This window comes from Mesorhizobium sp. IMUNJ 23232 (assembly GCF_044326205.1).
GTDB lineage: Bacteria > Pseudomonadota > Alphaproteobacteria > Rhizobiales > Rhizobiaceae > Kumtagia.
This window is the reverse complement of sequence record NZ_JBIRCY010000005.1, coordinates 115,435-140,402: the sequence shown is the minus strand read 5'-3', so window position 1 is coordinate 140,402 and position 24,968 is coordinate 115,435. Positions and strand designations below refer to the sequence as shown.

Below are 24,968 nucleotides of genomic sequence, written 5' to 3'. Positions count from 1 at the left end.
TTATCTTATGTTTTGAAAAGTTCTGGCGATGAACTGGCTAATCGAATACCGCCAGCGTGATGACGCCCGCCGCCACGATCACGGCCGATATGAGCCGGCCGAGCCACGGCCGCTCGCCGAAGAAGACCAGGCCGATCAGCGCCGCGATGACCACGCTGGATTCGCGGATCGCCGAGACCGCCCCGATCGGCGCAAAGGTCTTGACGTAGAGCACGGTCGCGTAGGCGGCGACCGAGAACACGCCGCCGACCATGCCAATGCCGAACACGCGCCAGTCGAATGGAGCCGCCTTGCGCCGGCGCTGCCACAGGATGGCGAACATCACCGGCGATTCCAGCAGGAACAGCCATCCGATATAGCCCATCGGGCTTTGCGAGAGCCTGACACCGATGCCGTCGGCGATCGAATAGCCGGCAATCGTCAGCCCGAGCAGCAAGGCCACGCCGACGGCACGGCGGTCGGCATGCGCGGCCCCGCGCTGGATCGCCAGGAAGAAGATGCCAAGCGAAATGGCGAACAAGCCCGCCCAGCCGAGCGTCGTCAGGTTCTCGCCGATGATCAGATACGTCCCCAGCGCCACGACGGCCGGCGCCATGCCGCGCGAGATCGGATAGACCTGGCTGAGGTCGCCCAGCCTGTAGGCCTGGAACAGCAGCACGTAGTAGGCATAGTGGATCAGCGTCGAGGCGGCGATCGACGGCCAGCTCGCCATCGCCGGCGGCGCGCTGAGCATGATCAGCACAAGCCCGCCAAGCCCATGCATCGACGCCACCGCCGCAATCGTCAGCGCCCGGTCGGACGCCGCCTTGACCAGCGCGTTCCAACTGGCGTGCAGAAGGGCGGCGGAAAGCACGAGCGTCAGGGCGAATGCGGACATTTTTGTTCCTGCCCTTCCCGCGGGAAGGGCGGCCAAACGGCCTGATTGGGCGGGAACACTTCGGGCGAAGCGTTTTCGTTGGTCAGCTAAGCATCAATCGGTTTGGCCGGCTTGTGCCAAGCGCCTAGCTTCGCCTGCCCTGCCTTTATCCCCAGGGCAATGAAAACGTCTTCACATTGGTAAAACTCTTCATCGCCTCGATGACGCCTTCCTTGTAGCCGTTGCCGGAATCCTTGATGCCGCCGAACGGGCTCATCTCAATGCGATAGCCCGGCACTTCCCAGATGTTGACGGTGCCGACCTTCAGGCCGGCAATGTATTTCTGCATGCGCCGGAAATCATTGGTGCAAACCCCCGACGACAGGCCGAAGGCCGTCGAGTTCGACAGCGCGATCAGCGCCTCGTCGTCATCCGGCGCACGCACGATCGGCACGATCGGCCCGAATGTTTCCTGCATGACGAGCTCGGAGGAATGCGGCACGCGGTCAACGACGATCGGCGGCAGCAGCGCGCCCTGCCGGCCGGGATGGTAGAGGATTTCGGCCCCCGCTTCCGCCGCCATCTCGACGCGCCGCTCGAACAGGGCTGCCGCCTTCTCGTGGATCACGGTTCCCAGATCGGTCGCGCGGTCCATCGGATCGCCGAAGCGCAGTTTCTTCGCGCGCTCCAGCACCATCGGCACGAAACGGTCGGCGACCTTTTCCTGGACCAAGATGCGCTTCACCGCAGTGCAGCGCTGGCCCGAGTTTTTCGTCGCGCCGGCCACGGCGAGGTCGGCGGCCTTGGCTAGGTCGTCGTCGGAGAGGTCGTTGAGTATGATCAGAGGATCGTTGCCGCCGAGCTCCAGCACCTGCCTTTTGTAGCCCGCCTTCGACGCGATCATTTTTCCGACCGGCACGCCGCCGGTGAAGGCGATCAGGTCGATGTTGTCGTTCAAAATCATCTCGTCGCCGATTTCGCCCGGCCAGCCGGTGACCACCGACAGCATCTGAGGCGGCAGGCCGGCTTCGTAAAGAATGTCGGCCAGCACCAGCGCCGTCATCGGCGTCAGTTCGGTCGGCTTGACCACGACACAATTGTTGGTGGCGATCGCCGGCGCCACCTTGTGCGACACCATGTTGAGCGGATGGTTGAACGGCGTGATCGCCGAGATCGAGCGCAGCGGTTCGCGGATCGTGAAAATCTTGCGCGCCTTGCCGTGCGGGGTGAGATCGCAGGAAAAGATCTCGCCGTCGTCGTGGATCGTCATCTGCCCCGTCAGCGTGAACACGTCGAAGGCGCGGCCGACCTCGTAGAGGGAGTCGGCCTTGGAGATGCCGAGCTCCAGCGTGATGAGATCGGAAATCTCATCCTTGCGCGCGGCCAGCGTCTCGGCGGTTTTCAGCAGGATGCGCTGGCGTTCGTAGCGCGTCAGTTTTGGCGTGTAGTCCGCCGCAATCCGGAATGCCTCGCGGGCGTGATGTGCCTGCCCCGCCGGCACCGTGCCGATCACCGTGTCGGTATAGGGATAGCGCACCTCGACGACCGCATCCGCATCGACCTTGCGGCCGGCAATGCGCATCGGCTCGTGGCGAACCTGGAACGACGTTTCCTGCTTGACCATCTCGATCATCCAGTTGGTTTTCGGCGGTTAGCCGCGTGCTGCCGCCATCGCCGCGTAGAAGAAGGCGTCAAAATTGCGCAGCGCCGGGGCATCCGGCATGTCGGAGAGCTTGCGGTTGACGATGAACGGCACGGCCTGCTCGGTCAGCCCGCCATGCGAGCGCAGCGGCTCGTCGAGCGCCGTGAGGTCGTGGCGATGTTCGCTGGTGCCGATCGTCTTGTTCTCCGACGAGACAAGCACAATGTCGCCGATGCGGTCGGCCGGCAATTCGAAACGCGCGCAGGCGGTCTCGCGGTCGATCACCACGTCGAGCCCATCGATCGCAGCCAGCCGCTGCATGATCGCCACGCGGTCGGCGCCGGCCGGAAGGTAAGCGGTGGCGAACGAACCGAGCGCGCCGTGATGCACCACATAGGGATCGGTGATCGGCAAGATGACCCGCGCCGCATTTTTGCCCAGCCATTCGTCCAGCAGATCCTGCACGTAGATGACATCCGGCGTGCCGTCGGCCTTGTGTTTCGGCTTCATGCCGTGGTCGGCGGTCACGACGATTGCCGCGCCCAGCGCATCGAGTTCGGCGAGATAGCGGTCGAACATCTCGTAAAAATCGTTCGCCTGCGGAACACCCGGCGCATATTTGTGCTGCACATAGTCGGTCGTGGTCAGGTACATCACGTCCGGCCGGAATTCCTTCAGCAGTTTTACCCCAGCGGCGAAGACGAACTCCGAAAGTTCGGCGGAATAGACTTCCGGCACCGGTCGCCCCAGCCAGGCCGAGGCATTGTCGATGCCGTTTTCGGTCTTCGTCGCCTTGTCGGACTTTTCCGAGGAAAAACACACCGCACGCCCATCCTCATAGGACAGGCCGTGGCCGAGCAGTGCACGCAGCTTGTCCTTGGCCGTCACCACGGCAACCTTGGCGCCTGCATCGAAGAAGGCCTTGAAGATCGTCGGCGCCCGCAGGAAGCGCGGGTCGTTCATCATCACTTCCTGGCCGGTCTCCGGCTCGTAGAGGTAATTGCCGCAGATGCCGTGCACGGCAGGCGGGCGGCCGGTGGCGATCGACAGATTGTTCGGATTGGTGAAGGACGGGATGACGCTATGCGCGGTGCGCACCGTGCCCTTCGCCTTGATCCTCTCCAGCGCCGGCATCAGCCCCGCATGAATAGCTTCGTCGAGATAGGCCGGCTCGCAGCCGTCGAGACAGATGGCAATCGCCGGCACGGACGGCCAGGCATAGTCCCGGCCGTTGACGGTCACCGCGACACGCGAAAACTGGTTCATGGCGAAAAATCCTTTTAGGGCCGCGTCAGGCGGCAAGTTTGGCGCGTTCGGCGATAGCAACGGCAGGCGGCGCGGCGGTGTCTACACCCATTTCGGTCAGGCATTCGCCGGCGGCAGCGACCACCTTGCGCATGACGTGTTCGTCCATGCGGCCGATGCAGCCGATGCGGAAGCTGTCCACCGCCGTCAGCTTGCCGGGGTAGATGATGAAACCCTTGTCCTTCATCAGACCGTAGAAGCGGTCGAATGCAAAATTGTGATGGGCGGGATTGAAGAAGGTGACGATGATCGGCGACAGCCAGTCGTCGGAAAGCAGCGTCTCGAAGCCCAGCGCCCGCATGCCGCCCACAAGCACGTCGCGGTTGCGGCGGTAGCGCGCGCCGCGCCCGGCGACGCCGCCCTCGGCGGCATGCAGCCGCAGCGCTTCAAGGAAAGCGGCCACCGCATGGGTGGGCGGCGTGAAGCGCCACTGGCCGGTCTTTTCCATGTAGGCCCATTGCGCATGTACATCGAGGCTGAGCGAATGGCTGCGGCCCCTGGCGGCCTCCAGTTCGCTCTTCCGCGCGATGACGAAGCCGAAACCCGGCACGCCCTCGATGCATTTGTTGGCCGACGACACCAGCGCGTCGTAGCGGATCTCGTTGACGTCGAGAGGCACCGCGCCGAAGGCGCTCATCGAATCGATGAGCAGCCGCCTGCCTTTCTTCGCCACCACTTCGGCGATTTCCGCCAGGGGATTGAGGATGCCCGAACTCGTCTCGCAATGGATGACGACGATATGGGTGATCGCCGGATCGGCATCGAGCGCCGCCCCGACCTCGTCGCCGCGCGGCGGCAGATAGTCGCCTTTGTCGATCACCGTATGGGCGCGGCCGAGATAGACGAGCGTCTGCGCGGTGCGTTGCCCATAGGCGCCGTTGGCCAGCACCAGCACCTTGCCGTCGCGTGGCACGAAGGAACCCAGCATCGCTTCGACGGCAAAGGTGCCGCTGCCCTGCATAGGCACGCAATCGAATTCTCCGGCGATATCGCCCGCCAGCGCGAGCAACTGCCGCCGCAGATCGGCGGTCATCTGGCGAAAATCGCCGTCCCACGATCCCCAGTCGCGCAGCATCGCCTGCTTGACCGAAGTGGCAGTGGTCAGCGGGCCGGGCGTCAGCAAATAGGGTTCGCCGAGAGCCGGCGCCGGAAAAGCCTCGATCTGGTCATTGCTGGGCATCTCGTCCTCCAAACGATGCGCACATCTCCCACTTGCCGACCTATCTGTAAAATCGTTATTTTGTATTCACCTATAAGTTTGGAACGGAAATAGCCATAACCCGGTGACGGAGAAATCCGTCCAGTCTTGCATTCCGATTGTTGCAGCCTTCTGACGGAGTTTCCATGCGCTACGTTCAATTGCGGGCTTTCCATTACGTCGCGATCTCCGGCGGCTTTTCGCGGGCGGCGGAAGAGCTTCTGCTGACCCAGCCGGCGATCTCCGACCAGGTGCGCAAGCTGGAGGAGGAATATGACGTGCTGCTGTTCAACCGGCAACGCAAGCAGGTCGCTCTCACGCCCGCCGGCGAAAAGCTGCTGGTCATCACCCGCCGCATGTTCGACAATGAACAGCAGGCGCTGGAACTTCTGTCGGAGTCTCGCGCCTTTCGCGCCGGCACGCTGCGCATCGTCGCCGACGCCGCACACCACCTGCTGCAAATCCTGGCGGAGTTCCGGCGCAAATATCCGGGCGTCAAGATTTCCGTCCGCGCCGGCAATACAGAAAGTGTGATCGAGAGTCTCTATAGTTACGACGCGGACCTCGGCGTGCTCGGCGAAATCCCGTCAAGCCGCGATTTCGACGTCGTCAAGCTGAATGCCACGCCGATCGTCGCCTTCGCGGCAATCGATCATGCGGTCACGCAAAGGAAAAGCCTCAGTTTCGGCGAACTGGCTGATTTGCCGCTGGTCATGCGCGAGCGGGGCTCGAAGACCCGGCGCAAGCTGGAGGATGGGGCGGCACAGGCAGGGGTCGAGTTGAAACCGATGATCGAGGCGGAAGGCCGCGAGGCAGTGCGCGAGATCGTCGCTTCCGGTGCCGGCATCGGCTTTGTCTCGGCAGTCGAATTCGGCCAGGATTCGCGGCTGGTGAAAATTCCGATCGACGCGCCGGGTTTGCTCATGGACGAAGCGCTGATCTGCCTCACCGAGCGCAGCGGCGGCAAGCTGGTGCGTGCTTTTCTCGACATCGCCCGGTCGACAGCCGGCCGGTAGGCCAACCAGCTACCTGAAAAGGTGCCGGCCAAAGGCCGGCACAGGGGTCACGCAGGAGAGATGCTGACGGTGTCAGCCGCCATACGTGTAAACGACAAGGCTCCCATCGGGCATGACTTGGCTCGCCACGACATTGTCGGGCATGACCCTCTGCTCGGTCAGTCTGGTGCTGACGACGGTGTTCGCCGCCAATGCGGCGCGAAGATCGCCGACAGGCGCCGCGTTCTGGCTCATTGCCGCATCGAAAGCCTGCTTGTCAGCGCTCGCCCAGTCGTCGACGCGCACCACCCTCACGGTCGAGATCGTGGAAATCGTCTGGATCTGGCCGGCGGTCGTCGTGCCCGCCGCCATTACCGGCGTCAGCGTACGCAAGTCGCCAATGCTGGCGGTGGTCGTCAGGTCGGTGGCGCTCTCGGCATTGAACTGCTGCGCACCGGGATTGATCTGGGTCTGGCCGGTGGAATCGGGGTCCTTGGCCTGGGCCGGGCTCTCCGCGAAGGCCGGAACGGAAAAGGCGGTGATGGCCGCCACGGAGGCGGCATAAAGAAGACGGCGTTTCATCGTGACTCTCCTCAGATTGTCCCTCGCGGGCTCAACCCTTGGGAGGCGAGAAAGGTTCCGGACGATTGGACAGTTCCGGGCGGCGACCGCGACCGGATGTATCGCTGTTGGAATGAAAGCGGCTGCTAACGGAATCGCGTTTCCCAGCGATCGAGAAACGCCTCGATCGGCATCGCCTGCATGTCGTGAATCGCTTCGAACAGCGTTTCGGCCGGCCAATCCCACCAGGCGAGTTTTTCGATGCGCTGGGAGATGTCGGCTGCAAACCGCAATCGCAGAACGCGCGCTGGGTTCCCGGCGACGATGGCGAAGGGATCGACGTCGTGCGTCACCACAGCGTTGGCACCGACCACCGCGCCATGGCCGATCGACACGCCCGGCATCACCACCGCGCCGTGGCCGATCCAGACGTCGTGGCCGATCGTCACCCGCTTGCCCTGCCGGCGTTTTCGGAACGCTTCGTCCACGCCGAGATAGCGAAAATATTCGTTCGGACGGTAGCTCAGCTTGTGCTGGGTGATGCGCTCGATCGGATGCTCCAGCGCGTTGATGCGCGTATTGGCGGCGATCGAGCAGAATTTTCCGATCGAAGTGTAGATCGCCTCGGCATGCCGCTCGAAATAGGAAAAATCGCCGACGCTGACTTCGCGCAGGATGACGCGCTCGCCGATCACCGCGTAGCGCCCGAGCTTGCAGGACTTCAGTTCCGCCGTCGGGTGGATGCGCGGTTCGGAATCCTTGAAGCGCAAGTCTGGCTCGATATCCATCGACGCGCTTTACGCGCCGCCGAAACCGGCGGCAAGCTTCACTGCGGCTTGCCGTTCGTCCACACCACTTCCTGGCCATAGAGCGGCACGGTGGATATCGCCATCTTTGCCGAGCCGTCCTGTACCTGCCGCGAATGCGAGAGATAGATCAGCGTCTGGTTGGCCTTGTCGTAGATGCGGTTCACCACCTGCTTCTTCCAGATCAGGCTGATGCCCTGCTTGAACACCTCCTCCCCCGCCTCGCCGAAGGCGATATCGCGGATTGTGATCGGCCCGGTCTGCCGGCAGGAGATTGCGGAATCCGAAGGGTCCTCGAACCAGTTGCCCTTCTGCAGCCGGTCGACCACGCCGCGGTCGAAATAGGAGACGTGGCAGATCACCCCGTCGACCTTCGGATCCTTGATCGCCTCGACGATGATGTCGTTGCCGAGCCAGTCGACGCCCACTTCGCCGACCTGCTGGGCGCGGGCGAGCCCGGAAGACAAGGCGATGGCGACAGCCGATATCAGTATCGCGAGCGAGTGCATAAGATTCTCCTGTTGCGAACGGCGAGGTGAGACGTGGGACGCCAGCAGCGCCAATGCAAGACTGTCCCTGCCATCGCGTCAACATGGCCTCTTTCCCGACACGATGCCGAGGGCTATTTTCACGGCATGAGTTCGCCGACCGGAATCCACGTGCCATCTGTGGCAAAATATACCTTAGCGGTGTCGCTGACGGCGGCCGTGACCGGCGCGACTTTCGCGGCATGGGCGGCCCACGGACCCGACATGTTCATGGCGATGATCCAGTCCGGCCTGTCCTGGTGCTTCTGACCTCCTCGCCATCGGCTTTGCACTTCCTCTTGCGCAGAACCTGAGACCGCCATGCAATCGAAGATGATGCGATTTATCCTGGTCGGAATCCTCGTCGTCATGGCTGCCGGTGTCGGTTGGCTGACGTTCGACTGGTATCGGAAGACAAACAGCAGCGAGGCCTATGGCGCGCCGTTCACGCTGGTCGACCAGAAGGGCGCCGAAATTTCCGAAGCGGCGTTCCGCGGGCACCCCTCGGCCGTGTTCTTCGGTTTCACCCATTGCCCGGAGGTCTGCCCGACAACGCTGGTCGAAATGGACAGTTGGCTGAAGAAGCTCGGCGATGAAGGCCGCGACGTTCGCGCCTATTTTGTCTCGATCGACCCCGAGCGCGACACACCCGAGACCATGAACACCTATGTCGGCAATGTCTCCGACCGCATCACCGGCATCACCGGCGACCCGGAAAAGGTCGCCGCCATGGCGAAAGCCTTTGGCATCTACGCGCGAAAGGTGCCGCTGGACGGCGGCGACTATACGATGGACCACACCGCGTCGGTCCTGCTGCTCAACCGTGAAGGCGGCTTCTTCGGCACCATCGCCTATGGCGAAGACCCGGACACGGCGCTTGCAAAGCTCAAGCGCCTGATCGCCGAAGGCTGAGACGCAGAGCTCATGGGCCAGACGCGGCTTTTCTTCGTTGCCGGCAAAGCGGCATGCCAGCAACTCTTTCCGGCGCTCGAAGCCGAGTTCGAGGAAGACGGCCTGCCGCTCGCCATGATCGAGTTCGACGAGGCGAAGGGCCTTGAGGAGATATCGCTTTATGTCGACGGCGACCCGGCCGACGCCGAACGCCGGATGGCGAAGGTTCTGCGCGACCAGGGCGAGCCTGCGAGCCTATCGCGGGAAAACCTGCCGGACATCGACTGGGTTGCGCGCTCGCTGGAAGGGCTGAAGCCGGTGCGCGCCGGCCGCTTCTTCGTCCATGGGGGGCACGACCGCCATCGCCGCCGCATAGGCGACCTCGCCATCGAGATCGAGGCCGGCATGGCGTTCGGCACCGGCCATCACGGCACAACGGCCGGCTGCCTGGAAATGATCGAGCTGGTCGTGCGGCGCGAACATCCGAAAAATGCGCTCGACCTCGGCACCGGCAGCGCCGTGCTGGCGATCGCCGTCGCGAAAATGGCGCATATTCCTGTGCTTGCCACCGACATCGATCCCGTCGCCACGAAGGTTGCGGCCGACAATGTGAGGCTCAACGGCGTCCCGTCGCTGGTGCGCACAGCGACCGCACCGGGCTTCCACCATCCGGTTTTCGGCTTAGCCGGGCCGTTCGATCTGATCGTCGCCAACATTTTGGCGCGACCGCTGATGCAGCTTGCCCCACAGATGGCGCAGCATGTCGCACTGGGCGGATCGCTGATCCTATCGGGCATTTTGGAGCGCCAGCGCGACGCCGTGGTGGCCGCCTATTCGACACAGCATTTCCGGCATGTGCGCACCCTGCCCCGCGAGGGCTGGGTGACGCTGCATCTGAAGCGCTGAGCCTTGCTGCAGGCATTCCCGCCCACCGGCTTTCGCTCGAGACTGGTCTTTACAGGTAGTAGGCGCCGGCGCGCTTCTTGAGGTCCGCGCGATTGTAGCCGCGCGAGCGCAGCGTCTCATCATCGAGGCCGAGCAGAGCCGTGGCGACATAGCGCTCCGCCTGCTTCTCGCGTGCCTTCACGAAGGCATCGAAGGCGGATCTGAGAAAACCGGGTTTCGTGGTCATAGCCGTTCTCCTTATTCAGGATTCGCAGTCATGTCCTCCACACGCGAGAGATAAGCTCCGCTGACCTTTCCGCAAAATGCGAATTCAGCATGGGTGCCATCTACAATCGCATACACCTGCGGAGCGCCGCTCACGGCACTGGACCATCGCGCCCGCGTTGCCACGATGGAAGCCTGCGGATACGGTCGCGTTTTCGAATCCGCCGAGGAAACGACAGCCATGTTCCAGACCTTCGACGAGGTAAGCGATCCTACGCTGGGCGCCGGCCGCGTGGCGCAACTCCGCGAATGGCTAGCCGCGAAAAATCTCGACGGCTTCATCGTGCCGCGCTCCGACGAGCATCAGGGCGAATATGTCGCCGAACGATCCGAACGGCTGAAATGGCTGACTGGCTTCACCGGCTCGGCCGGCGTCGTCATCGTCCTTTCAGGCCGCGCTGTTTTGTTCGTCGACGGCCGCTACACGCTGCAAGCCCGCCAGCAGGTCGACCCGGCGGTGTTTTCGATCGAAAGCCTGGTCACCAACCCGCCGCCGGACTGGCTGAAGGAGAATGCCGGCAAGGGGCTGCGTCTCGGTTTCGACCCGTGGCTGCACACCATCTCCGAGGTGAAGGCGCTTCGCACCGCGCTGGAAGCCAAGGGCGCCGAGCTGGTCGCCGTCGAAAACAACCCGATCGACGAGTTGTGGACGGACCAGCCCGACGCCCCGCTGCAGCCGGTTGAGATTCATCCCAATGCTTTCGCCGGGGAACTCGCAAAGGAAAAGCTGGCCCGGCTGGCTGCAGCCATCGCCGCCGATGGCGCTACCCATGCGGTCCTGACCGATCCCTCATCACTGGCCTGGACCTTCAACATCCGTGGCAACGACGTGCCGCATACGCCGCTGGCGCTTGGTTTCGCCATCCTCGCCGCCGATGGCGCGCACCGGATCTTCATCGACAAGCGCAAACTGCCGATCGAGCCGATAGCCTATCTGACGCAGCTTGCCGACATCAGCCCGCCTTCGGCTCTCGAAACGGACCTCATCGCGTTGGCAAAAACCGGCGCCCGCGTCGCGCTGGACCCGGCTCTGGCCGCCGAGCAGCTTCGGCTTCTCGTCACCGACAATGGCGGCACGGTGGTGGAAGTGACCGACCCGGCGCGCATCCCTCGCGCCACCAAGAATGCCGCCGAGCTTGCCGGCTCCCGCGCCGCGCACCACCGCGACGGGGCTGCCGTCGTGAAGATGCTCGCCTGGCTCGACCGCCAGCAGCCGGGCACGATCGACGAGATCAGGACGGTCGAGCAACTGGAAGGTTTTCGCCGCGCGGTCGGCGAGGAGACGCAGATGCCGCTGCGCGACGTCTCCTTCTCGACCATCTCCGGTTCGGGCGCGAACGGCGCCATCATGCATTACCGCGTCTCGCGCGCCACCAATCGCGTGCTGGCCGACGGCGAGTTGTTCCTGATCGATTCCGGCGGCCAGTATCAGGACGGCACTACCGACATTACCCGCACCGTCCCGGTCGGCACGCCGACCGATGAGATGAAGGAACGCTACACGCTGGTGCTGAAAGGCATGATCCGCATCTCCATGCTGCGCTTCCCGCCCGGCACGCGCGGCTCGGACATCGACGCCATCGCCCGCGCCGCGCTGTGGCAGCATGGCCTGGATTTCGCGCATGGCACGGGCCACGGCGTTGGCTCGTATCTCTCGGTGCACGAGGGGCCGCAACGCATCTCGAAAACCGGAACGCAAAAGCTGCTGCCAGGCATGATCCTCTCCAACGAACCGGGCTACTACAAGGAAGGTCACTACGGCATCCGCCTGGAAAACCTGATCCTCGTCACCCCGGAAGAAGCTGTCGCCGGCGGCGACAATGCCATGCACGGTTTCGAGACGCTGACCCTGGCGCCGTTCGACCGGCGCATGCTGCAGCCGGACCTGCTCAACAAGGACGAGTTGCAGTGGCTCGACGCCTATCACGCCCGCGTGCTGGCCGAGATCGGCCCGATGCTCGACGGCGAAAACCTCGCCTGGCTGGATAAGGCGGCGGCGCCGCTTCCCCACCTGCCGCATTGAGCCGGATCGCTACGCCCAGTCAGGCCCGGAGCCCGCTACGACGCGATAGTGCTCGACGTTTTTCGGACGCTCGACCAGAAACCGGTCGTCCTCGGGGTAATACCGCGCCACCTCCGGATCATCGCCGGCAAATGCCTTGATGGCTTCGACCGAAGTCCACCAGCTCAGCGTCGTCACTTCGCTGGTCCCGTCGCCGCGGGCGCGCAGAACCATCTGGAAGCCGAGGTTTCCCGGCGTCGTCTTGTAGTCATTGAGGCCGGTCGCCTTGATGTAGTCGACATAGACTTGCTCGTCCGCGGTACGGATGACGCCGGTCCATTTGCGCAGGATTTTGGTTTCTTCGGTCATCGCCTCCTCCTATCCAAGAAACTGGCGCAGCAAAATCAACGTCGCTGCCCCGGCCAGAAACAGCGCCAGCATGCCGTAGCGCAGCGACACGATCGCCGTAACCACCAGCGCGATGAACTCGGCTGGTCCTGCCGTCAGCAGCGCCGGCGCCACCAGCGTGGTCAGCACCGCCGCCGGCACGGCGTTCAGCGCCGCATCGACGCGCGGATGCACCGTCTCGAAGCGCGACAGCACCAGATGGCCGCCTATCCGGGTCAAGTAAGTCAGCGCCGCGCCCCACAGGGTGATCCACAGGATGGTGCTCATTCCGGTGTGCCCTTGATGCTGGTTGGTGCGACGATAGCGCCGAGGAGGATGCCGGCGGCCGCCCCCACCGAAACGTGCCAAGGCGAGCCGATGGTCTTGTAGGCGACCACCGAGACCACCCCGCTGACCAGCACCACGGGAAGCCACAGCGGCCGCTTGCGAAAGCTCATGACCAGCCCGAGGAAATAGATCGGCAGCAGGAAGTCTATCCCGATGGCACGTGTGTCCGGAATCATCTTGCCGAACAGCGCGCCCAGACCGCTCTCGATCACCCAGCAGACATAGATCGCCAGGCCCATGCCCATGTACCAGGCGAAGCCGACTTTTTCGCCGCTTTCGGCCTTGCGTTCGGCCTCGGCGAATTGCGGGTCGGTCAGCACGAAATAGCCCACCGCCTGCTGCCAGAGCGGCCAATGTGCCAGCCGCCGGCCAATCGAGGCGGAATAGAGCACGTGGCGGAAATTCACCGCGAAGATCGACGCCACCACGAGCCAGGGCGCGATGTTCTGGCCGAACAGTTCGAGGCCGACCATCTGGCTGGCGCCGCCATAGATCAGCGCGCTCATCAGCACCGCCTCGGTCACCGAAAAACCGTTGTCCACCGCGAGCGCGCCGAACAGGATGGCGAAGGGCGCCGAGGCGACCACCACCGGCAGGCCGAGCCGGACGCCCTGCCAAAAACTGCTTTCGGATGGTCGCAATGCGATGGATTCGGTGGCCATGACACTTCCCGGGAAAACGGGATAGCTATGTCAGCACCCCTGTCCTGTCACACGAATTCGCTTGAGCCAAACGATCAGCAACGGTGAACCTTGGCTCGGCGGCCGCTTACCGAACCGACGCCTACGGCTGACGCGACTGCCCTCAGGCCCGCCCAACCAGCTCGAACCACTGGTCCTCGTCGATCACCTCGATTTCGAGCGCAGTCGCCTGTGTGAGCTTGGAGCCGGCATTCGGTCCAGCCACGACCAGGTCCGTCTTGGCCGATACCGAGCCGGCGACCTTTGCGCCGAGCCGCTCGGCCATCGCCTTCGCCTCGCCGCGCGACATGCGCTGAAGCGATCCAGTGAACACGACCGTCTTGCCCGCCACCGGACTGCCGGCCGAGACGTTGACCACGTAGGGTTTTGGACGCACTTGCGCGAGCAGCGCATCGAGCACCGCGTCGTTGCGCTCGTTGCCGAAGAAATCGATCAGCGCGCCGATCACCGTGTCGCCGATGCCGTTGATCGACGGGAAGACGGTGTGCGGGTCTTCCGCAGCGGCCGTCTCCTTGCCGACGCGGATGAATTCCTCGACCGTCGAGAAGGTCTTGGCCAGCAGCGCGGCCGTGGTGTCGCCGATGTGGCGGATGCCGAGCGCGAAGATGAAGCGGTCGAGTTCCGGTTCGCGCCGCGCGTCGATGGCCGCAAAGAGCTTGTCGAGACCCTCATAGGTACGCTCCTCCGCCGTCAGCACCTTCTTGCGCGCCGTTCCCTTGGCGGCCTCGCGCTCGCGGGCCTGCGCCTCGCGCCGCTCGAACAGCGCCTGCTGGACCTCGGTGCGGCGGTCCTTCAACACAAAAATGTCGGCGGCGGTCTTGATCAGCCCGGCATTGAAGAAAAGATCGATATTCTCCGCGCCGAGCCCCTCGATGTCCATCGCGCCGCGCGACACGAAGTGGCGCAGCCTCTCCATCGCCTGCGCCGAGCAGATCAGTTCGCCGGTGCAGCGTCTGCGTGAATCCTCCTTGCCGGTCTTCTCGTTGACCTCGCGTGTGGCGGGCGAGCCGCAGACCGGGCAGGTGTGCGGGAATGTGTAGGGCACGGCATCGGCCGGCCGCTTTTCCAGTTCGACCCGCACGATCTGCGGAATAACGTCCCCTGCCCGCTGGATGACGACGGTGTCGCCGGTGCGGACATCGATGGCTTCGTCGCCACGGATGGGCAGGCCGTTGCTGTCGATCCCGGCGATGTAATCCTCGTTGTGGAGCGTGACGTTCACGACAGTGACGCCGCCGACAGTCACCGGGTCGAGCCGCCCCACCGGCGCCAGCGTGCCCGTGCGGCCGACCTGGATGTCGATCTGGCGGAGCACGGTGGTCGCCTGCTCGGCCGGGAATTTATGCGCGACCGCCCAGCGCGGTTCGCCGGTGACAAAACCCCAGCGGCGCTGCAGCTCGAGCTGGTCGACCTTGTAGACGACGCCATCGATGTCATAGCCGAGCGACGAGCGCTGCGCTTCGATGAGCTTGTAGTGCGCGATCAGCTCTTCGACCGATTTGGCGCGGATCATCAGCGGGCTTATCTGAAAACCCCAGTCGGCGAATTTTCGCACCGACTCGTACTGCGTCGGCGCCGGGTCCTCGGTCGTGTAGCCCCAGGCATAGGCGAAGAATTTCAGGTTGCGGCTTGCGGTAACCGACGCATCCTTCTGGCGCAGCGACCCCGCCGCCGTATTGCGCGGATTGACGTAGTCCTGGCCGCCAGCGGCGGCCGAACGCTCCTTCAGCGCCTCGAACTCGGCATAGGTCATATAGACCTCGCCTCGAATCTCGATCGTCTCCGGCCAGCCCGACCCTTTCAGTCGGTACGGAATATCGGCGATGGTCTTGAGGTTGGCGGTAATGTCCTCGCCGACCGTGCCGTCGCCGCGCGTGGCGCCTTGGACGAACACGCCCTTCTCGTAGCGCAGCGAGGCCGACAGCCCGTCGATCTTCGGCTCGGCGGTAAACGCGATGTCGAAATCCTTGTCGCGCTCGAAGAACCGCTTGGCACGTTCGAGAAAATCGACAACATCCTGATCGGTATAGGCTTTTGCGAGGCTGAGCATCGGCACGGCGTGCCGTACCTTGGCAAAACCCTCAGCCGGCGGCGCACCGACCGAGCCGGTCGGGCTGTCCGGCCGCACCAAGTCCGGGAAAAGCTGTTCGATCGCCGAGTTGCGCCTTGTCAGCGCGTCATATTCCGCGTCCGAAATGATCGGCGCATCTTCCTGGTGGTAGCGCCGATCATGTTCCGCGATCTCGGCTGCCAGCCGCGCGAGCTCTTCGGCGGCCTGCTCCTGGGTGAGGTCTTCGACGGCGATTTGGACAGCGGACATGGGAATGTTTACTCTTCTCGGATCGACGCGAACACGTCAAAAGTCTTCGGCAAAATCCCGAAAAAAGTAAACCGTCCCCGGCGCTTCAACTGACAGGCACATTCGCGCTGAGCAATCGCTCCGCCGCCGCGCGCGCCTCTTCGGTGATCGTCTCGCCGGCCAGCATGCGCGCAATCTCTTCCTGCCGCGACGGCCGGTCGATCTCGGCAATGGTGGTCGACACCCGCTCGGTGCTGCCGGACTTTGAGATCAGGAAATGCGTCTCGGCTCGCGCCGCGACCTGTGGCGCATGGGTGACGGTAAGCACCTGCACCCGCCTCGCCAGCCGCGCCAGCCGCTGGCCGATCGCGTCGGCAACCGCGCCGCCGACGCCGGAATCGATCTCGTCGAAGACCAGTGTCGGCGCCGAGCCGCGGTCGGCCAGCGCCACCTTCAGCGCCAGTAGGAAACGCGAAAGCTCACCGCCGGAGGCCACCCTCATCATCGGTCCCGGACGCGTGCCCGGATTGGTCCGCACCCAGAACTCGATCTGGTCGATCCCCTCTTCCGCGCGATTGTCGGGCTCGCGAGTCTGCTCGACGATGAAAGCCGCACGCTCCAGCCTCAGCGCCGGCAATTCGGCCATGACCGCAGCTTCGAGACCGGCAGCCGCCGACTGCCGCAATTCGGAAAGGTGCGAGGCAGCTTCATCGTAAGCGGCGCGCGCGGCGGCGGCCTGGCCCTCCAGCCCGTGCAGCCGCTCCTCGCCGGCATCGAGATCGGCAAGGTCGGCCACCATCGCATCGCGAAGCTGAGCGAGGTCGTCGACCTGCACATTGTGTTTCCGCGCCACCGCGCGCAGCGCGAATAGCCGCTCCTCAGCCCGCTCCAACCGTTCTGGATCGTATTCTGTCGCTCGCAGCGCCACATCAACGCCGGACTGGGCCGCATCGAGCGATATCAGCGCCTCGTCCAGCGACTTCACCACATCGTCGAGCAGGTTCGGCACCTCCTGCGCCTTGCGCTGCAGGCGCCTGAGCAGGCTGGCAAGCTGCGGCAGCGGCGAGTTGGCGCCGGACAGCACATCCTGCGCATCCTTGATCTCGGAGGCGATCTTTTCCACCCGCATCATCGAGGCGCGCATCTCGGCGAGATCGGTCTCCTCGCCGGGCAGGGGATCGATCTTGGAAAGCTCCGCCACGGAGGCGCGCAGGAAATCCGCCTCGCGCGCCGCCGCATCCACCTTCGCCCGGTGGCGTCCCAATTCCTGTTCCGCATCGCGCCAACGCCGCCAAGCCGCGGCGACGGTGCGCGCCTCCCCGACATGGCCACCGAAGGAGTCGAGCAGATCGCGATGCGCGCCCGGATCGACCAGCGCGCGCTCGTCGTGCTGCCCATGGATTTCCACCAGCGCGCGGCCGATATCGCGCATCAGCGTGACACTGGACGGCTGGTCGTTGACAAAGACCCGCGTGCGCCCGTCGGCGGTCTGCACGCGGCGCAAGATGATGTCGCCGTCGTCATCCAGCGCGTTGTCCGACAGGATCGCCCGCGCCGGATGGTTGCGCGGCACGTCGAACACCGCCGTGACCTGCCCTTGCGCCGCGCCGTGGCGGACGAGCGATGCCTCGCCCCGCGCACCGAGCGCCAGCGAAAGCGCGTCCAGCAGGATGGATTTTCCGGCGCCCGTCTCGCCGGTCAGCACCGAAAGGCCGGACGCGAAATCGATATCCAGCCGTTCGATCAGGACGATATCGCGGATCGAAAGGCGGACCAGCATCACAACCCTTGAGGCTCAGGAATCATCACGCGCGTGCCAACAAGCGCAGACGCGCGACCGGCCAATAGCATGATTTGGGCAATTGACGCGACCCGTTGCAAGACGACCGCAACGTCGGACACACCGGGAGGCGGGCAAGCGTCCCCACCCACCTCCCGGCAATTGTCCGATCAGGCGCCGCCGGTGATAAGCGTGCCGGCCTTGGATATCCACGAACCCGGGTTTTCGCGCGGCTCGAGACCGCCCGATTGCAGCAGCTTGTAGGAATCCTTGTACCACTGGCTGTCAGGATAGTTCTGGCCTAGAACCGCCGCCGCCGTCTGCGCTTCGGATGTCAGACCCATCGCCATGTAGGCTTCCGTCAGGCGGGCCAGCGCCTCCTCGATGTGGCGCGTGTTGGAATAATTCTCGACGACGTAGCGGAAGCGCTTGATTGCGGCGATGTATTCGCGCCGCTCCAGATAATAGCGGCCGGTCTGCATCTCCTTGCCGGCAAGCTGGTCGCGGGCGAAGCGAATCTTGGTGCGCGCGTCGTCGACATATTCCGAATCGGGCCAGCGCTGGATCAGTTCTTCCATCGCCTCGATGGTGCGCCGCGATTCTTTCTGGTCCTGGGTCACGTCGCGGATCTGGCGGAAATAGCAAAGCCCGATGATGTACTGGGCATAGGCAGCGTCAGGCGTGTTCGAATAGAGCGAAACGTAGCGTTTGGCCGAGGCGATTGCGTCGTCGTATTTGCCCTGGCGATAATTGGCGAAAGCGCCCATCACCATCGATTTGCGCGCATATTCCGAATAGGGATGCTGGCGGTCGATGGCGTTGAACTTGCGGCTCGCTTCGGTAAGCCGGCCCGCATCCATGTTCGCCAGCGCCTGATTGTAGAGCACATCGGCAGGCTCGGTCTGCTCGACATAGGTCGACAGGTCGATGTCGTCATCCGACTGGCAGGCGGACAACGCAAAGGGGACACCCACGACCGTGGCGGCCAACAAGGCCCGCCGAATCCGTCCACGGGCTGAAGCAGCAGTAACAAACGTCATATTTTCGATTCGCCCCTCTTGGCCAAGCGAAGGCGGGCAGCCTTAACCAGAACAGCTCGCCACGGCAACGCTATCGGGCCGCAATGGCGCTTTTTTGTGGCCTTGGCGCGGCTTCCTTGCCGTAATCCACGTCAACTGGGGAAAGAGTCTGCCGAAAGATGGTAAACAAACCATCAGGATTTCCGGCCCCAAAAGCAAAACACTACGTTCCGGCACTCACCGGCATCGGGACGCAACGCGCGTTGAACAGGCCTTTCGGTTAACCGCAGCTTATGCGGCCGCCTAGGCGAAACGCGCCTCAGAGCACCCAGGGCGCGTAGACGGGAGCGTTAACCGCGATCATCTCGGCGCCACGGCCACGCGAGCGGCGGTTGGTCTCGACGATCTCGAATGCCGTCGGATCAGACAGCAGGTGCCGCAACGCCGCAGCGTTCAGCCGATGCCCGCCGCGGAACGACTTGAAGCAGCCGATGAAGCGCGCACCGGCAAGCGCCAGATCGCCCATCGCGTCCAGCATCTTATGACGCACGAACTCGTCGCCGTAACGCAACCCTTCCATGTTGATCACACGGTTGTCGTCGCCGATGACGATGGAATTCTCGAGCGACGAGCCGAGCGCGTAACCGCCGGCCCACAGCCTCTCGACGTCGCGCATGAAGCCGAAGGTCCGCGCCCGCGCCAGATCGCTGCGGAACGAGACGGGGTCGATATCGGCGGCAAACGCCTGGCGGCCGATGGCCGGGCTGTCGAAATCGATCTCGACCTCGAACCGCGTGCCGCGATACGGCCGGAACTCAGCCCAGGAGGTACCGCTGTCGATGCGCACCGGCTTGACGACGCGGATGTAGCGGCGCTTGACGTCAAGCGTCTCGATGCCGGCCTGGTCGATGGCGTCGACGAACATGGAGGCGCTGCCGTCCATGACCGGCACCTCGTTGCCGTCGATCTCGACGACGACGTTGTCGATGCCAAGCCCCAGCAGGGCTGCCATCAAATGCTCGACCGTCGCCACATGGAAGCCCGAGGGCTCGCCAAGCACCGTGCAAAGAGCCGTCGCGCCAACTTCCGATACGAGTGCCGGCAACTGACGTCCTGCGCCGTGCTCGCCTGCATAGACGAAGACGACTCCGGTATCTGGTTCTGCTGGATTAAAACGGATCGTGACTGGCTTGCCGCTATGAACGCCGATGCCGGACAATGTCGCGCACGATTTCACCGTGGTTTGATAGTCGTGCAAATTTATCCCCATATGCGCTTCATGCTCGACACCGCGGCTCCATCCCAACTCCCCGCGGGTATTTCCGGCAGAAGCGGCATTGGCTCACCCAATCCAATTCCTGCCATCTTTCAGCCTTGAAGATAGTCTGCCGGCAGGGTCGCCACAAATCACGGTTTCTTACTCTGTGTTACCGCAACCGGGCCGCTTATGCCGACCGTAAGCTATTGATTTCCCTCTATATATAGAAAATGCGGACAGGTGGTTTCTCACCTGTCCGCACACACTCGTTAACAGCCGTTTACGGTTCAGTTCGCCTGGCGGCGAAGGAAGGCCGGAATCTCCAACTGATCGTCCTCGTGAGTCGCGCGCGCCTGCGGCGTCAGGCGGCCCTGATCGTCGAGTTGGCCGCGGCGGGGGGCGTAGAGCTGCGGGTCCTGGCTGTTGAGGCGGCGTGCTTCCGGCGCCGGCTGCCGCAGCCTGGGCTCGCGCGGCTGCGCCGCCTCGAGCTTTGCCGGCTCCTCTTCACGACGCGTCAAACCGACCGTCAAGCGCTTGAGCAGACCCATCGGGCCGCGGTCCTCCTGGTCGGCAGGGCGAGCCTTGGCCTCGGCTTCCGCCTTCACCATCGGCGGAAAATCCTCCACCCGCGGCATGCGCGGCGCAGCCGCGACCGGTGCGGCCTCACGCTGCTGCACAGCTGCGGGCTGCGGCATGCGCTCGGCCGGCTGCACGGCGACCGGCTGCAACACGACTGGCTCCTCGACCACCTGGAACTGCGGCGCCGGCTGCGGCGCGGCAGCCGCCGGCCGTTGCATCGCCACCGGCTCCGGGGCCGGGAACAGCTTGCTTTGCGGGCGGAAATCTTCCGCCGGCTGGGAACGGGCCACCGCATTCTGTTCCGCCTGACGGATGGCCTCGGCGACCGGATCGGCAGCCCGCGCCTGCTGCGTCTCGCCGGCAGCGACAGGGCGCGGAGCCGGCTTCGGTGCCTGGCGGATGTTGATCGGCACGGCCGCAATCTGCTCTGCCGATTTGTCGATGCCGGTGGCGACCACCGACACGCGGATGACGCCCTCAAGCTCCTCGTCGAAGGTCGCGCCGAGGATGATGTTGGCATCCTGGTCGACTTCCTCGCGGATGCGGGTCGCCGCCTCGTCGACTTCGAACAGCGTCAGGTCGCGGCCGCCGGTGATCGAGATCAGCAGGCCCTTGGCGCCGCGCATCGACGTCTCGTCGAGCAACGGATTGGAGATCGCAGCTTCGGCAGCCGCCATCGCCCTACCCTCGCCGGAGGCCTCGCCGGTGCCCATCATCGCCTTGCCCATCTCGCGCATCACCGAACGCACGTCGGCGAAGTCGAGATTGATCAGGCCTTCCTTGACCATCAGGTCGGTGATGCACGCCACGCCCGAATAGAGCACCTGGTCGGCCATCGCGAAGGCGTCGGCGAAGGTGGTCTTGTCATTGGCGAGCCGGAACAGGTTCTGGTTCGGGATGACGATCAGGGTATCGACGCTCTTCTGCAGCTCCTCGATGCCGAAGTCAGCGGTCTTCATGCGCCGCATGCCCTCGAAATGGAACGGTTTGGTTACGACGCCGACTGTGAGGATACCCTTTTCGCGCGCAGCGCGGGCGACGACGGGCGCCGCACCGGTACCGGTGCCGCCACCCATTCCCGCGGTGACGAAGCACATATGGGTGTTCGACAGATGGTCGATGATCTCGTCGATGCACTCCTCGGCGGCTGCGCGGCCGACTTCCGGCTGCGACCCCGCGCCAAGACCCTCCGTGACGTGAGCGCCGAGTTGAATCAGCCTCTCCGACTTCGACATGGTCAACGCTTGCGCATCGGTGTTCGCCACGACGAAATCGACGCCACGCAGACCCGCAGTGATCATGTTGTTTACGGCGTTGCCGCCACCGCCGCCAACGCCGAAAACGGTGATCCGCGGCTTGAGTTCGGTGATGTCCGGTCTCTGGAGATTGATGGGCATGTCCTCGTCCTTTGCCTTCCTGCCGCGTCGCCGCCGCGGCTGATTTATGGGGCTCGCCCCGCCGAAGTTTAGAAACTGTCTCTCAACCACTGACTCATGCGTTGGAAACGGCCGCCCGTTCCGCTCATACGCAATTTGGAACTCGTACTGATCCTGCCATTCTCGAAGCTTGCGACCTGTGGGTAGATCAGCAAGCCGACAGCCGTCGCGAACGCCGGCCCCTTGGCCGCCTCCGGCAGGCTGGAAACGCCCAACGGACGTCCGATACGGACATTGCGGCCCAGGATACGCCGTGCCGCGTCGGGCAAGCCCGCAAGCTGGCTTGCGCCACCCGTCAACACGACTCTTTTGCCGACGACATTGCCGTAGCCCGATTTGTTCAGGCGATCGCGCAGCATCTCCAGCGTTTCCTCGACGCGGGCGCGAATGATTCGCGTCATAACCGAGCGCGGAACCTGTAGCGGCACCTCGCCGTCGTCACCGCCGATAGGCTGCACCGAGAGCACGTCGCGATCGTCGGCACTCCCCGGCAGCGCGGATCCGTGCATGACCTTCAGCCGCTCGGCATCGTCGAAACGCGTCGACAGGCCCTTCGCCATATCCAGCGTGACATGCATCCCACCGATCGCGAGCGCGTCGCCATGCACGAACTTGCCGTCGGCGAAGACAGAGATGGTCGTCGTGCCACCGCCCATGTCGATGCAGGCCGCGCCCATCTCCAGTTCATCGTCGACAAGTGCGGCGAGACCGCTGGCATAGGGCGTCGCGACCAAGCGCTCGACCGAAAGATGCGAGCGGTTGATGCAGAGTTCCAGATTGCGCTGCGGCGCGGCATCGCCGGTGAGCACGTGCATATCGACGCCAAGCGTATCACCGACCATGCCGCGCGGGTCGCGCACGCCGCGTTCGGCGTCGAGCGAGAAGGCGACCGGCAACGCATGCACGACCTGACGCTCCGCCTTCAGCGACTGTTTTGCGCCCGCCGCCAGCACACGCTTGATGTCACCCTCATCGACCTCATGGCCGCCGAGATTGATGGTAGCCGAATAGGTATGGCTCTTCAGCCGGCCCGAAGTCAGGTTGACCAGCAACGAATCGACCGTCAGCCCCGCCATGCGCTCGGCCGCGTCGACGGCCAACCGGATCGCCTGCTCGGCGCGATCAAGGTCGATCACCACGCCGGACTTCACACCATGCGACTTCTGATGGCCGATGCCGATCACCTTGGCCTTGTGGGTGCGACCCCGAAGCTGTTGGCTGGGCTCGCAAGGCTTGAGCTGCGCCACCACGCAGCAGATCTTGGTCGAGCCGACATCGAGGACCGTGACGATGCCAGCCTTGCGCTGGGTGACGTCCTTCTGACCGCCAAGCCAGTTCATGTGCGTTTCTCCGGCTTGGGCTTCTTCAGCTTGCCACTGCCATCCAGCGCCGCCTGTCGGGCCTCCGCCGCCTCGGGCGTAAGCTGCAGCACCATCCGGTCGGAGAACCGCATGTCGATCGCCGTCACCTGCCGGTTGAACAGCCCGTTCTCGCGGTCCATGCGCAGCATTTGCGTGATCGCCTGATCCATCCCCGCCTCCGGCAACTTGACGGTGATGCCATTGTCCAGCCGCAGGTTCCAGCGCCGGTCGGCGACCAGGATATAGCCCTTCACCCGCCCCGCGAGATCGGGATACTTCGCCATCTCCGCGACGAAGCCGGCCGCCTGCTCGGCGGCGCCGGCGCCAACGACCAGTGGAAGGTTCGCATGCCGTCCGCCCGTATAGGGGACGATCACATTGCCTTTGCGGCCGATGATCGAAAGCTGGTTGTCGTGCTGCCAGATCGCAAAGGGCTCGCGTTCAGTGATGCGTATCTCCAGCGTTTCGGGATAGACTTTCCGGACCGAGGCAACCTCGACCCAGGGAAGCGAGGCAACGCGCTCGCGCGCCTCATCGACATCAAAACCGATCAGCGAGGTCCAACCCGTTAGGTCGAGCTTTTCAAGGATATCGATCTCGGAAGTCTCGCGGTGGCCGACGACGCGAACCTGGTCGACCGCGAAGCCGGTGCGCGCCGTAACGGCCTGCGCCACATCCGGCATGTGGCCACCGACATAGATACCATAGAGACCGGTCGCAGCGAACAGCAGCGCCGAAGCCATCGTCGCCGCGTAGCGCGGCGGCACGAAGTCGCCGGTGCCCAGACGCGCAAACAGCCGCGCGGGGCGCCTTGCCCAACGCGGCAGCAGGAACCGGTCGGCCAGCCGGGTGCCGCCGGGGCTCGATGTACCCGCCGTCAACCTGCCATGCCCCGCCTTCAACGCGAACACGACGCGTCCTCCACCATCCAACTCAGCAACTCTCCGAAGGAATGCCCCGCCTCGGCGGCGATTTCCGGAACAAGCGACGTCGGCGTCATGCCTGGCTGAGTATTGATTTCCAGCCACACGACCTCGCCATTTTCGGAATGGCGATCGTCGTAGCGGAAGTCAGATCGGGAGACGCCCCGGCAGCCGATTGCTTGATGAGCCTTGAGGGACAGTGTCTGTATCTTTTGGTAAATATTTAGTGAAATTTTAGCCGGACATACATGTTTTGAGCCGCCCGGCACGTATTTCGAGTCGTAATCGTAGAAGGCGTGACCGGTCGGAACGATCTCGCAAACGCCAAGAGCCACATCGCCCATCACGGCACAGGTGAGTTCGCGCCCGTGCACGTAGCGCTCGACCATCACCCGGTCGCCATATTTCCACTCCGGCGAGGAGATGACCTGCGGGGGATGGGACTGACCCTCCTTGACGATGACCACCCCGAAACTCGACCCTTCATTGACCGGCTTCACTACATAAGGCGGCTTCATCGGGTGCTGGTTCTGGATCGAATGCCGGTCCATGACGCGGGACTCGGCGACCGGGATCAGGGACGCCCTGGCGATCTTCTTGGCCAGTTCCTTGTCCATCGCCAGCGCGGACGCAAGCACGCCTGAATGTGTATAGGGGATGCCGAGATATTCGAGGACGCCCTGGATCGTGCCGTCCTCGCCATACGGCCCATGCAAGGCATTGAACGCAACATCGGGCTTGAGTTCGGCAAGCACCGCACCGATATCGCGATCCACATCGACCCGGGTGACAGTGTAGCCGACAGCCTCAAGGGCGTCGGCGCAAGCCTTGCCCGAAGACAAGGACACGGGCCGCTCCGAGGAGAACCCTCCATACAGAACAGCTACGTGTTTTTTCTCCATGCTTCGTCGTCCCCACGCAGGC

The 24,968-nt window shown here is 64.0% G+C and carries 24 protein-coding genes; 5 read left to right on the top strand and 19 right to left on the bottom strand.

Annotated features, from left to right (window positions below; all coding sequences use genetic code 11):
• Positions 1–37: 37 nt before the first annotated feature.
• From ACH196_RS05480 to ACH196_RS05465, 4 genes are all read right to left on the bottom strand, one after another.
• Positions 38–877 (bottom strand): EamA family transporter, encoded by an 840-nt coding sequence (locus tag ACH196_RS05480; RefSeq protein ID WP_396645608.1) that lies wholly within the window; start codon positions 875–877, stop codon positions 38–40.
• A 145-nt stretch (positions 878–1,022) separates the two neighbouring features.
• Positions 1,023–2,480 carry a phosphonoacetaldehyde dehydrogenase gene (phnY, locus tag ACH196_RS05475; protein ID WP_396645748.1) on the bottom strand — a complete coding sequence of 486 codons (1,458 nt, stop codon included), beginning with the start codon at positions 2,478–2,480 and terminating at the stop codon, positions 1,023–1,025.
• Between the two features lie 27 nt (positions 2,481–2,507).
• The gene (gene phnA / locus ACH196_RS05470; RefSeq protein WP_396645606.1) at positions 2,508–3,764 is read right to left on the bottom strand and encodes a phosphonoacetate hydrolase; all 1,257 of its coding nucleotides are present in this window, start codon (positions 3,762–3,764) and stop codon (positions 2,508–2,510) included.
• A gap of 25 nt (positions 3,765–3,789) precedes the next feature.
• The gene (locus ACH196_RS05465) at positions 3,790–4,983 is read right to left on the bottom strand and encodes a 2-aminoethylphosphonate--pyruvate transaminase (protein ID WP_396645605.1); all 1,194 of its coding nucleotides are present in this window, start codon (positions 4,981–4,983) and stop codon (positions 3,790–3,792) included.
• 164 nt (positions 4,984–5,147) lie between these two features.
• Here ACH196_RS05465 and ACH196_RS05460 point away from each other — a divergent pair, with 164 nt between their 5' ends.
• A complete protein-coding gene (locus ACH196_RS05460; protein ID WP_396645604.1) occupies positions 5,148–6,017 on the top strand; it encodes a LysR substrate-binding domain-containing protein in 870 nt (289 codons plus the stop codon).
• Between the two features lie 72 nt (positions 6,018–6,089).
• Here ACH196_RS05460 and ACH196_RS05455 read toward each other — a convergent pair whose 3' ends face one another.
• From ACH196_RS05455 to ACH196_RS05445, 3 genes are all read right to left on the bottom strand, one after another.
• Complete coding sequence (locus ACH196_RS05455) at positions 6,090–6,578, bottom strand: hypothetical protein (protein WP_396645603.1); 489 nt, start codon at positions 6,576–6,578, stop codon at positions 6,090–6,092.
• 125 nt (positions 6,579–6,703) lie between these two features.
• A complete protein-coding gene (locus tag ACH196_RS05450; protein ID WP_396645602.1) occupies positions 6,704–7,345 on the bottom strand; it encodes a DapH/DapD/GlmU-related protein in 642 nt (213 codons plus the stop codon).
• 38 nt (positions 7,346–7,383) lie between these two features.
• Positions 7,384–7,872, bottom strand: a complete 489-nt coding sequence (locus ACH196_RS05445; RefSeq protein ID WP_396645601.1) for a CreA family protein — start codon at positions 7,870–7,872, stop codon at positions 7,384–7,386.
• A gap of 150 nt (positions 7,873–8,022) precedes the next feature.
• Here ACH196_RS05445 and ACH196_RS05440 point away from each other — a divergent pair, with 150 nt between their 5' ends.
• The 3 genes from ACH196_RS05440 to ACH196_RS05430 all read left to right on the top strand — a co-directional run bounded on the left by ACH196_RS05440 (position 8,023) and on the right by ACH196_RS05430 (position 9,687).
• Positions 8,023–8,160, top strand: coding sequence for a hypothetical protein (locus tag ACH196_RS05440; RefSeq protein WP_396645600.1), 138 nt, complete (start codon positions 8,023–8,025; stop codon positions 8,158–8,160).
• 63 nt (positions 8,161–8,223) lie between these two features.
• Positions 8,224–8,802 carry an SCO family protein gene (locus ACH196_RS05435; RefSeq protein WP_396645746.1) on the top strand — a complete coding sequence of 193 codons (579 nt, stop codon included), beginning with the start codon at positions 8,224–8,226 and terminating at the stop codon, positions 8,800–8,802.
• Positions 8,803–8,814: 12 nt separating this feature from the next.
• Positions 8,815–9,687 (top strand): 50S ribosomal protein L11 methyltransferase, encoded by an 873-nt coding sequence (locus tag ACH196_RS05430; RefSeq protein ID WP_396645599.1) that lies wholly within the window; start codon positions 8,815–8,817, stop codon positions 9,685–9,687.
• Between the two features lie 49 nt (positions 9,688–9,736).
• On the opposite strand, the gene ACH196_RS05425 is transcribed toward ACH196_RS05430, so the two are convergent.
• Entirely contained in the window at positions 9,737–9,913 is a 177-nt protein-coding gene (locus ACH196_RS05425) for a hypothetical protein (protein WP_396645598.1), read from the bottom strand.
• A gap of 219 nt (positions 9,914–10,132) precedes the next feature.
• Here ACH196_RS05425 and ACH196_RS05420 point away from each other — a divergent pair, with 219 nt between their 5' ends.
• A complete protein-coding gene (locus ACH196_RS05420) occupies positions 10,133–11,974 on the top strand; it encodes an aminopeptidase P family protein (RefSeq protein ID WP_396645597.1) in 1,842 nt (613 codons plus the stop codon).
• Between the two features lie 9 nt (positions 11,975–11,983).
• On the opposite strand, the gene ACH196_RS05415 is transcribed toward ACH196_RS05420, so the two are convergent.
• The 11 genes from ACH196_RS05415 to ACH196_RS05365 form a co-directional block, all read right to left on the bottom strand.
• Positions 11,984–12,322 carry an antibiotic biosynthesis monooxygenase family protein gene (locus ACH196_RS05415; protein ID WP_396645595.1) on the bottom strand — a complete coding sequence of 113 codons (339 nt, stop codon included), beginning with the start codon at positions 12,320–12,322 and terminating at the stop codon, positions 11,984–11,986.
• 9 nt (positions 12,323–12,331) lie between these two features.
• Positions 12,332–12,628: an AzlD family protein gene (locus tag ACH196_RS05410; RefSeq protein WP_396645594.1), complete on the bottom strand. Its 297-nt coding sequence runs from the start codon at positions 12,626–12,628 to the stop codon at positions 12,332–12,334.
• The gene (locus ACH196_RS05405; RefSeq protein WP_396645592.1) at positions 12,625–13,350 is read right to left on the bottom strand and encodes an AzlC family ABC transporter permease; all 726 of its coding nucleotides are present in this window, start codon (positions 13,348–13,350) and stop codon (positions 12,625–12,627) included. Before ACH196_RS05405 ends, ACH196_RS05410 begins: the two co-directional genes overlap by 4 nt.
• 142 nt (positions 13,351–13,492) lie before the next feature.
• Positions 13,493–15,709 (bottom strand): NAD-dependent DNA ligase LigA, encoded by a 2,217-nt coding sequence (ligA, locus tag ACH196_RS05400; protein WP_396645590.1) that lies wholly within the window; start codon positions 15,707–15,709, stop codon positions 13,493–13,495.
• Between the two features lie 85 nt (positions 15,710–15,794).
• Positions 15,795–17,468: a DNA repair protein RecN gene (recN, locus tag ACH196_RS05395; protein WP_396645588.1), complete on the bottom strand. Its 1,674-nt coding sequence runs from the start codon at positions 17,466–17,468 to the stop codon at positions 15,795–15,797.
• A 170-nt stretch (positions 17,469–17,638) separates the two neighbouring features.
• Positions 17,639–18,508 (bottom strand): outer membrane protein assembly factor BamD, encoded by an 870-nt coding sequence (locus tag ACH196_RS05390; protein WP_396645586.1) that lies wholly within the window; start codon positions 18,506–18,508, stop codon positions 17,639–17,641.
• A gap of 298 nt (positions 18,509–18,806) precedes the next feature.
• Complete coding sequence (gene lpxC, locus ACH196_RS05385) at positions 18,807–19,757, bottom strand: UDP-3-O-acyl-N-acetylglucosamine deacetylase (protein WP_396645584.1); 951 nt, start codon at positions 19,755–19,757, stop codon at positions 18,807–18,809.
• 275 nt (positions 19,758–20,032) lie between these two features.
• Positions 20,033–21,721: a cell division protein FtsZ gene (gene ftsZ / locus ACH196_RS05380; RefSeq protein WP_396645582.1), complete on the bottom strand. Its 1,689-nt coding sequence runs from the start codon at positions 21,719–21,721 to the stop codon at positions 20,033–20,035.
• A 68-nt stretch (positions 21,722–21,789) separates the two neighbouring features.
• Complete coding sequence (ftsA, locus tag ACH196_RS05375) at positions 21,790–23,100, bottom strand: cell division protein FtsA (protein ID WP_396645580.1); 1,311 nt, start codon at positions 23,098–23,100, stop codon at positions 21,790–21,792.
• Complete coding sequence (locus ACH196_RS05370) at positions 23,097–24,032, bottom strand: cell division protein FtsQ/DivIB (protein WP_396645579.1); 936 nt, start codon at positions 24,030–24,032, stop codon at positions 23,097–23,099. The genes ftsA and ACH196_RS05370 overlap by 4 nt, the downstream gene beginning before the upstream one ends.
• Positions 24,020–24,946: a D-alanine--D-alanine ligase gene (locus ACH196_RS05365; RefSeq protein ID WP_396645578.1), complete on the bottom strand. Its 927-nt coding sequence runs from the start codon at positions 24,944–24,946 to the stop codon at positions 24,020–24,022. Before ACH196_RS05365 ends, ACH196_RS05370 begins: the two co-directional genes overlap by 13 nt.
• Positions 24,947–24,968: the final 22 nt, after the last annotated feature.